This is a genomic window from Ignavibacteria bacterium (assembly GCA_016873775.1).
GTDB lineage: Bacteria > Bacteroidota > Ignavibacteria > UBA10030 > F1-140-MAGs086 > JAGXRH01.
On sequence record VGWC01000003.1, the window covers coordinates 61,239 to 69,906 of the forward strand.

Consider the following 8,668-nt stretch of genomic DNA (forward strand, 5'->3'; position numbering starts at 1 on the left):
ATTTGCATTTAACCGCGAAGTAACGCAAAGTCAAACACAAAGTTTCGCAATGACGATAGAGAAAAAAGATTTAATACTCTTGCACTATAAAGCAGAATATGCTTGAGTAATTTATTTTCTCGTTCTAAAAATGAGCATCAATCCGAACAGAATAAGCGCGATTGGCCAATACACTCGCACGTAATTCCACACATCGAAACTGTCAATGTAACCGTATTCTTCGAGGAGAAGCAGTGTTCCGATTCCACTGAGGAAAAATCCAGGAATGAGCGGAACAAATGAACGTGGTTCGGTAAGCGCAACCATCAAAAAAGAAAACCCTAAAATGATGAAGATGATGGGAACAAATGTGTGAAAATGAACTTCAAAAAAATCGAGTGAGCGAAGAAGATTATAGAGTGCGAATAGAAACAGCGTAGTTCCGAAAAAAACTTTGCCGTTTTCATTTTTCTTGAATCCTCTAAGATACATATCACCACTCCAAATTGTTAGAAGTCCCCAAAGAAAGATATCCCAACGTAGTTCGATGATGTGAAATTGTTTAAGCAAAAGAAATGAACCAATGATTATTAGGAGCACTCCAAATACTGAAAACCGAAGACTCATATTTTCCAGTGCAAGTTTTTAATGTATAACGTTCGAGAAATATTTTTGAAATTCATCTACAATTATGTTCTTTTCGTTATCAGCATCACACCCAAAATAATCATTACAACTGCGATTGCGGATACTCCCCAGAAACTCCAGAATGTCCACCACGCAAATTCGAGAAGATTTTTAAAGAGAAATGCGGAGCCAAGAAAAATCATTACTAATCCCATTACCGTTGAACTGTTTGACTGTTGCGGTGGCGTAGGCGCGCTTTCAGAAATGATATGATATGGATTATTCGGAATAATGAACCAAGCAATCACATAAAGTAATATTCCGGAGCCGCCCAGTAGTGTAAGCAGAACCCAAACTAAACGAACGATAGACGGGTCAATGTTCAAATATTCAGCAACACCGCCGCAAACTCCGGCAATCATTTTTTCTTGACGCGAACGAAACAAACGTTTTGTTCCTTGCGTATAATCGTTAGACATATTGTATCTCCAAAAACGTTGTAAAATATATAAGTAATCTTTTAGACTTATGCATAGGAGAAAAAGTTACGAGTGGAACGTAATTTTTATACCGTGTTTAATTCATTCTCGTTACCACAAAATCCACAAAACCGGACAGCGATTGTTTGCTGGGCGAGTTTGGAAATTGCCGTAAAATATCTTTTGCATTTTCAGCATACTCCATTGATTTCCGCGTTGCGTATTCAATGCCGCCGTATTCATTTACAAAATTGGAAACAGTTAACGCGCCAGTTTTATCTGCTCCATTCTTTATGATTTTCAGAATTGTATTTGCTTCCGTTCTCGGCGCTTTTTCAAGTGCGTGAATAAGCGGCAACGTAATTTTCTTGTCTTTCAAATCTGCGCCGCCGGTTGGTTTTCCCGTAATGCTTTTCTTTCCGACAAAATCGAGCAAGTCATCGCGGATTTGAAAAGCAAGTCCGAGATTTTCTCCGAAGTTCCGCATTGCATTTCTGTATTCGCCATTGTTCGAACCAGCCGCAGCACCAATTTCTGTACATGTGGAAATCAAGGACGCAGTTTTATCGGAAATAATTTTGAAATACGTTTTTTCATCCACGCTCAAACTTCTGCTCTTTTCGATTTCTAAAATTTCTCCCTCGCTCATTCGCCGAACAGAATCGCTCATAATTTTTAAGAAGACAAAATCATCGTTGTCGAGCGAAAGCAGTAATCCTTTTGCGAGAAGAAAATCTCCCATCAACACAGCGGCTTTATTTTTCCAAACGAAATTGATGGAAGGAAGTCCGCGACGCGTGTTTGCTTCGTCAATAACATCATCGTGAATCAACGTTGCTGTGTGAAGAATTTCTACTAATGCTGCGCCGCGATATGTTCGTTCGTTCACTCCGCCGCAGAGTTTGCTGCAGAGAAGAACTAAAATCGGTCGCATCTTTTTTCCTTTTTGTTTTAAGATGTAGCGTGTAATAGTATCAACGAGAAATATTTTCGAACGCATTGCATTGCGAAAAACATCTTCAAACGTTTTCAGTTCTTTTTCGATTGGTGTTGCTATTTCTTTGAGATTCATCTTTTCTATTACTATTAACTACGAATGACAAATTACTAATTACCAATGATAGTCATTAGTAATTTGTCATTGGTCATTTGTTGGTGTAATTCAAACGGGTGCTTCTTTCTTCCGATGTACAATCGCCGATATCCAAATACTGATTTCATATAAAATTAACATAGGCGCTGCGAAAACTGCCATCGTTACAACATCTGTTGTCGGTGTGAGTATTGCGGCAAGAATGAGTATTGCAACGATGGAATGTCTGCGGTAGTGGCGCATAAATGCCGGAGTTACAATTCCAAACTTCGAGAGGAAATACGAAATCATTGGCAACTCAAAAATCAAACCGGAAAGCAACACCATTTGAAGGACGAAACCCATATAATCGCCGACAGAAATCAGGTTTTGAATATGGTGCGAACCGAATGTTGCGAAAAATTGCAGCATATACGGAAGCATCAGAAAATAAGAGAACGCAACTCCTCCAAGGAAACAAAACGTTGTGAAAAAAACTACGCCCGTAAAATATTTCCTTTCTTTCGAGTACAACGCCGGAACAATAAACATCCATATTTGAAAAAGCAGCCACGGTGAACTGAGAATGATACTTGATACCAACACCACCATCATATACAACGTTATTTGACCGTACGGAACCGTATTGATTAACTGCAACGGAGGGTTTGTTTTCTGTATAGGACCAAGCACAACGTTATTGACAAGGAATTCTGCATAAAAAGCACACAGAATAACTGCAAGGAGAACGCCCATCAGCGCTTTTACAATACGCCAGCGTAATTCTTCGAGATGGTCGAGGAAGGAAAGTTCTTTGTGTTCGGTTTCTATTTCAGGCATTTGATTAGCCACGAATTTCACGAATTGACACTAATTATATTCGTGATAATTCGTGCAATTAGTGGCAAAAATAATTATTGATACAACGGAAATTGCAAACACAACGCTTTCACTTTTTCTGCAACATCGGCATACACTTTTTTATTTCCGACATTACGCAATACGTCATCAATCAATTCGGCAACGATTTCCATTTCGCTTTCTTTCATCCCCCGCGTTGTAATTGCGGGAGTTCCGATACGAATGCCACTAGTAATCAATGGCGATTCAGTATCAAACGGAACAGCATTTTTATTCACCGTAATTCCGCTTTCGTCCAACGCTTCCTGCGCGGATTTTCCCGTCAGTTTTTTATTGCGCAAATCAATCAGCATCAAATGATTATCTGTGCCGTTGGAAATAATATTGTAACCGAGTGCGAGCATTTTTTTTGCAAGCGCATTTGCATTTGAAATAATTTGCTTCGCGTACGTTTCAAAACCCGGTTGCAAGTTTTCTAAAAATCCAACTGCCTTCGCCGCAATCACGTGCATCAACGGTCCGCCTTGAATTCCCGGAATCACCATCGAATCCAAAAGTTCGCTCATCATTTTTGTTCGTCCGCTTTTTGGCGCAACAAGTCCGAACGGATTTTCAAAATCTTTTCCAAGTAAAATCAAACCTCCGCGTGCCCCTCGCAATGTTTTATGCGTCGTCGAAGTTACAACGTGGCATTGCGGGAGCGGGTCATTCAATAATTTTTTTGCAATCAATCCCGCGGGATGAGCAATATCGGCAAACAAAAACGCGCCGACTTTATCCGCAACAACACGAAACGCTTTGTAATCAATGTTGCGCGAATATGCCGATGCGCCGACGGTAATCATTTTCGGTTTTTCTTTTGTTGCGAGCGCTTCTACTTCATTCATATCAATGAAACCGGTTTCTTTGTTCACGCCATACGCGACAAAGTTGTACAGTTGTCCCGAAAAATTTACCGGCGAGCCGTGTGTTAAATGTCCGCCCTGCGAAAGATTCATTCCCATCACTTTGTCGCCTGGTTTCACGAACGTAAAATACACCGCCATATTTGCTTGTGAACCTGAATGCGGCTGCACGTTTGCATACTCGGCGCCGAAAAGTTTTTTCACACGCTCACGCGCAAGATTTTCCGCAACGTCCACAAACTCGCATCCGCCGTAGTAGCGTTTGCCCGGATACCCTTCGGCGTATTTATTCGTGAGCACGCTTCCCATTGCTTCCATTACTGCTTTGCTGACAAAATTTTCCGAAGCAATGAGTTCGAGTTTTGTGTTTTGCCGCTCGCGTTCATTCTCAAGCGTTTGAAAAATTTCCGAATCAAAATTTTTGATGTTGTGCATAAAATGGTTTGCGATATGAGATTTGGGATTTGAGTTTTGTTCCTCTTCCTCTTTTGGTATCCCGCAATGACGGGATGCTAAAAGAGGGAAGAAGAAATTTGTTATTCGTTAATCGTCATCAGTTGTTTATAATGAATCCGTACGTTGAAAAAATTGGGATAAAAACTACGAATTATTTTTTGCAAAGAAAATGGAGTCCACGTAAAATTTTAAAACACAAAAGCATTTGAAAGTTGCTCAATTTCTTTTGATGACGTGGGCTCCATTTTTAAAAAATTTGTTTTTCTATCGCAAACGATTTATATTTTGTCCGCATTAAAACAACAACGTATGCAACTCTTAAAAAGCCAATACAATATTCTTGCAGAAATTGCTAAAGATTCTTGTGCAATTGTTTTTGGCGCATTGCTCGTAAGCAGTGTTTTTTCACGCGAAACAATTCAGTGGTATTCAGTGCTGATGGGCTTTTGCCTTTACATCGTATTTTTATTTCTCACACTCTTTTTGAAAAGGAAAGGAAACGCAAATGGATAACGTACTCATCATCAGTTCGGGAATTTTACTCATTTTGCTTGCCGTAACGTTTTGGGCGACAATGCAAGACCGCAAACAAAGTAAGCAAGCATAACAACATTAGTAGATAATTTAATTTTACAAGTTTTCAAAAAACTAAAAAACATTTATGAAGTAAAAGATTAGATTTAAAATATAACGCACCGATTGCGTAGTTCTTTTCTGAATAACTGGCAAGTATTTTATGATTATAAGAACAGCAAGATGGTTGCGTCCAGCGATGGACGCGCCTCTTATGTCTTTATAATCAAGTATGCCAGTACTTTCAGAAAAAGACGTTTGATGGAGCGTCCTTTTTACTTTTAAAAATGCTTCTACAATTTCTAACTCAAAAAAATTCTTCAATACGGAAAGTAAAATTTATTATGAAAAAAAATATTATTGTTTTGTGTTTGCTGCTATTTGCTTCACAAGCATTTGGAAAAATCATTGTCTTTGGTGTTGATTTATCAAGTTCATTTCAACCGATGCAAGACCGATATATAGAAAAAATAATGAATGTAATAAGAAGTACAGATGGCAAAGACACTTTCTATATATACAAATTAGATCCAATTCTTTCCCCGGATTACTTATACTCTCTTTTTCCTCCACCTTGTCGGAAAGATACGTGTCCGCCCGATATGACAATAGCTAAATGCTTGCAATTACAATACAAAATTGCGAAAGAATGTGATGAAGAACTTGCTTCTTTTTTAACCACTATTGGTAACGAGAGAGATAGTATAAGAAAAAGTTTAGGGGGTAGAAATGGAAGTGAGATATCTAGAATATTTGAAGGGATAAAAGTTATAGTTGATAGAGTCCCTCTCGCAGATAAGTATTATTTTCTTACAGATGGATTAGAAGTAAATGGATCTTTTAAGGAGGGGGGATTTGATTTTGAACATAGTTGTGAAGGCGGCGAAATAAATCGTTTTTATACATATATGCAAAACAATAAGAACGATTTTATCCCCAAAAACTTAGCGTTGCTAGCGTCAAAATCAATAATAATCTATGGAATTGGTTTACCAATAATAAGCCCAAGTACACTACCCTGTCTAAGAAGTAGTAGTCGACCTCAAATAGAAGCTTCTAAAGTAACAGATCGTATAAAAAAATTATTTGAAGATTACTTTAAGTTGATTAATGTAACAAATTACGAAATAGGGGGACCTTAAGTTAAGTGAGGTTGATTTTTTGTAGTAAATACAAGTTGTTTCAATTTTAAATATATATTTTTTCATAAAAAACAATAATAAGCCATGTTCAAAGTTATTAAACCCGGAAACTATATTTTCACTACAATTTTTATACTTATCATAGCTATTTTCGGCTACCAGAGAGGATTAGGTATGTCACTTGAAGAGAAAGTAGAAGACGGAGTGATCTTTGCTATTATTACAACGGTTGTTTGTCTTGGAATAAGTAAAGTTCACATACACGAATCTCATCGGAACCGTTTTATAAAATATTATCAAAATATAAACGACGAATTGAATATAATTAATGACGAATTAAAGGAAAAGCAGAATATTCAAGATCATAATAACCCCATAGATCCTAAGCTTCAACAAGATATCAATGCTTTAATTTTAAAAAGAGATGGAATAATTAACAAATTAGATATAGATCTAATTATAAACTCATTACCTCCAGATGATGATGATACAAGAAAGCAATTAACTTGGTTGACGATGAAGCAAAATCTTACTGGCGAAGAAAGAACAAAATGGGCAAACAATATCTTAACTGCAACTTTAAAAGATTATAAATTTTGGATCTGGATGGATCGTTTTTGTATAGTTATACTTGTATTTTTGGAGGTTGTACTTTCTGGGGAGGGTGCAGTTAATATTATAAATATATACAATCAGTATAAGATGGTTAACGGTGAGATGAAAGTTATTGGAGAAAATCAATTAATAAAAAATGCAATTTATTCTCTTCCAGGTTTCGTAGCATTCCTTGGAGGGTTATGGGCAAGCCCAATTTTAGAGAAGTTTATCTATGGAGAAAGGGTTGTTTCACCGGGGCTAAAAATAGGCACCGAATATAAAGTTTTTATAACTGCACAAAATGGAAAAGTGGTGAAATCTCCTAATTACACAAATTATGCACAAGGTTCGTTTGTACAACTATTAGCAGATCCATCGCAGGGGTTCCGTTTTGTTAATTGGAGCGGAGACATTCAAAGTGAACAAAACCCGAATGTTATTATGATAGACGGTAATAAAAATATCACTGCTAACTTTGCTGCGCTGGATTAATGAATGCATTTCTTTCCGAAGCCAAGGGTACAATATATATTTGATGAACTATTTCACAAAAAGCCAAGAACTGCTTTTATATGTTTTGCGATAATTATTTCTCTTCCCTTTTTTCTTTTCGGTTTTTTATCGGGAAAATTTATTCATCAAAAAGATTTCGCCATTATTGTAGGCAGTGTTTTGGGTTTGGTAAACGTATTATTTCTTATACTTATCAGTTGGTTCTTGTTAAATATCAAATACATTCTTTATTTTTTCTTCGAATGGCGTAAGATATTAAGCAACGATAAGAAATACACAAATCAAATTGAAGAACTGAATAGTATAAAAAGTAAAATGAAAGATGAACCTGAAGAGCACGTCGGCAAACAAATGATTATTAGTAAAATTGATGATCTCGAGAATCAGAAAAAAGGTAATAGAAGTAAAGTAACCTATGAAGGACTGGTACAATCGATTAACCCAGACGACGAGAATTCCTTCAAAAAGTTAGTGGAGGTTTTTTATTTAGACCCAAAAGGGATGGGAGGGAAAATAGATAGTCTTTTTGATGTTTTAAGAGGTGCAAGAAAGATAAACCGTATAGATTTACTATTGTATATATTTTTATTGTTGTTACTTGTAATTATTGAAATGTTTCCGATAGCGTATTCTTTAGGTATTCCATTGCCTTTTCCCCCCTTAGGTTTTATCGTCTATGCGAGTGTGTTTGTCCTGGCATTTAGTGCTATGTTATTTCCAATCACAAAATGGATTTATTATTATCGTTTTTCGATTGTTGAAGAAGATAATAAGGTTTTCCTTCTTGAAAATAGAGAAAGGTAATGGAAAAAATGCTTGTCAGATTGTTCGCCTCTTTTATTAGTGTATTTCTCTTTTTAACTCCCACAAAATTATTTTCACAAGGACTCACTCGTGATTCAATACTCCATTTTAACTCATCGCCGTATTTTTTAGGAGAGGATTATTCTCGCACACTTGCTACGTCATTAATTTACCTCAATTCAGTTGCCAAGCCGCTTGGCTTCGATTGTATTATTTTACCTACACCGCCAACAAGCGATGATTATTTTTGGGTATTAATACGCTCTCTTGCAATAGGAGTTCAATCAGAAGTTGACACTACACAAGAATTAGTTGACGAACTTAAAAATCGTTGGGACGAAATTCAACCGGTAATAGGAACTGTCGGCAACGATCTTGATTTATTGCTTAAAAAATTACAAAGTGAACGTATGAAAGCAGTAAGAAATCGGGATGGGAAAAAAGCAAAATTCTATTTGGGGTTGTTCAATCGCTTTAAGTCATTAGAGCGTTATGGAAAATTGTTTCACACAATTATTACTTCCGTTAGAAACAATGAAGATTTAATGGAGGCGTTACTTCTTGCTGGGGGTTCACTTCGTATCTATTCCGGTTCACAGGATGCATTGCAGAATTTACTTGACGAAAGCGATGATGAATCTATAAAATCTGCGTTAAGAG

General features: G+C 36.8%; 10 protein-coding genes. 5 read left to right on the plus strand and 5 right to left on the minus strand.

Features of this window, described 5'->3' with window-relative positions; genetic code table 11:
- Positions 1 to 111: 111 nt before the first annotated feature.
- The 5 genes from FJ218_00890 to FJ218_00910 all read right to left on the minus strand — a co-directional run bounded on the left by FJ218_00890 (position 112) and on the right by FJ218_00910 (position 4,358).
- The gene (locus FJ218_00890; protein ID MBM4165477.1) at positions 112 to 579 is read right to left on the minus strand and encodes a hypothetical protein; all 468 of its coding nucleotides are present in this window, start codon (positions 577 to 579) and stop codon (positions 112 to 114) included.
- An 89-nt stretch (positions 580 to 668) separates the two neighbouring features.
- Positions 669 to 1,085 (minus strand): PspC domain-containing protein, encoded by a 417-nt coding sequence (locus FJ218_00895; protein ID MBM4165478.1) that lies wholly within the window; start codon positions 1,083 to 1,085, stop codon positions 669 to 671.
- Between the two features lie 97 nt (positions 1,086 to 1,182).
- On the minus strand, positions 1,183 to 2,157 hold the full coding sequence (locus FJ218_00900) for a polyprenyl synthetase family protein (GenBank protein MBM4165479.1): 975 nt from the start codon (positions 2,155 to 2,157) through the stop codon (positions 1,183 to 1,185).
- 90 nt (positions 2,158 to 2,247) lie between these two features.
- Positions 2,248 to 2,997: a twin-arginine translocase subunit TatC gene (tatC, locus tag FJ218_00905; protein MBM4165480.1), complete on the minus strand. Its 750-nt coding sequence runs from the start codon at positions 2,995 to 2,997 to the stop codon at positions 2,248 to 2,250.
- 74 nt (positions 2,998 to 3,071) lie between these two features.
- The gene (locus tag FJ218_00910; GenBank protein ID MBM4165481.1) at positions 3,072 to 4,358 is read right to left on the minus strand and encodes a serine hydroxymethyltransferase; all 1,287 of its coding nucleotides are present in this window, start codon (positions 4,356 to 4,358) and stop codon (positions 3,072 to 3,074) included.
- Positions 4,359 to 4,688: 330 nt separating this feature from the next.
- On the opposite strand from FJ218_00910, the gene FJ218_00915 reads away from it, so the two are divergent.
- The 5 genes from FJ218_00915 to FJ218_00935 form a co-directional block, all read left to right on the plus strand.
- Positions 4,689 to 4,892, plus strand: coding sequence for a hypothetical protein (locus FJ218_00915; protein ID MBM4165482.1), 204 nt, complete (start codon positions 4,689 to 4,691; stop codon positions 4,890 to 4,892).
- Between the two features lie 404 nt (positions 4,893 to 5,296).
- Positions 5,297 to 6,094, plus strand: a complete 798-nt coding sequence (locus tag FJ218_00920; protein MBM4165483.1) for a hypothetical protein — start codon at positions 5,297 to 5,299, stop codon at positions 6,092 to 6,094.
- A 174-nt stretch (positions 6,095 to 6,268) separates the two neighbouring features.
- The gene (locus tag FJ218_00925; GenBank protein ID MBM4165484.1) at positions 6,269 to 7,183 is read left to right on the plus strand and encodes a hypothetical protein; all 915 of its coding nucleotides are present in this window, start codon (positions 6,269 to 6,271) and stop codon (positions 7,181 to 7,183) included.
- 336 nt (positions 7,184 to 7,519) lie between these two features.
- A complete protein-coding gene (locus FJ218_00930) occupies positions 7,520 to 8,008 on the plus strand; it encodes a hypothetical protein (GenBank protein ID MBM4165485.1) in 489 nt (162 codons plus the stop codon).
- 8 nt (positions 8,009 to 8,016) lie between these two features.
- Positions 8,017 to 8,668 (plus strand): hypothetical protein (locus FJ218_00935; GenBank protein MBM4165486.1); only part of this gene is annotated, 652 nt, incomplete at its 3' end.

Bases quoted from the DNA above. Each gene is read 5' to 3' on its own strand.
- FJ218_00910 (MBM4165481.1), bottom strand. From the start codon at position 4,358: ATGCACAACATCAAAAATTTTGATTCGGAAATTTTTCAAACGCTTGAG.
- FJ218_00915 (MBM4165482.1), top strand. From the start codon at position 4,689: ATGCAACTCTTAAAAAGCCAATACAATATTCTTGCAGAAATTGCTAAA.
- FJ218_00895 (MBM4165478.1), bottom strand. From the start codon at position 1,085: ATGTCTAACGATTATACGCAAGGAACAAAACGTTTGTTTCGTTCGCGT.
- tatC (MBM4165480.1), bottom strand. From the start codon at position 2,997: ATGCCTGAAATAGAAACCGAACACAAAGAACTTTCCTTCCTCGACCAT.
- FJ218_00900 (MBM4165479.1), bottom strand. From the start codon at position 2,157: ATGAATCTCAAAGAAATAGCAACACCAATCGAAAAAGAACTGAAAACG.
- FJ218_00920 (MBM4165483.1), top strand. From the start codon at position 5,297: ATGAAAAAAAATATTATTGTTTTGTGTTTGCTGCTATTTGCTTCACAA.
- FJ218_00925 (MBM4165484.1), top strand. From the start codon at position 6,269: ATGTCACTTGAAGAGAAAGTAGAAGACGGAGTGATCTTTGCTATTATT.
- FJ218_00930 (MBM4165485.1), top strand. From the start codon at position 7,520: ATGAAAGATGAACCTGAAGAGCACGTCGGCAAACAAATGATTATTAGT.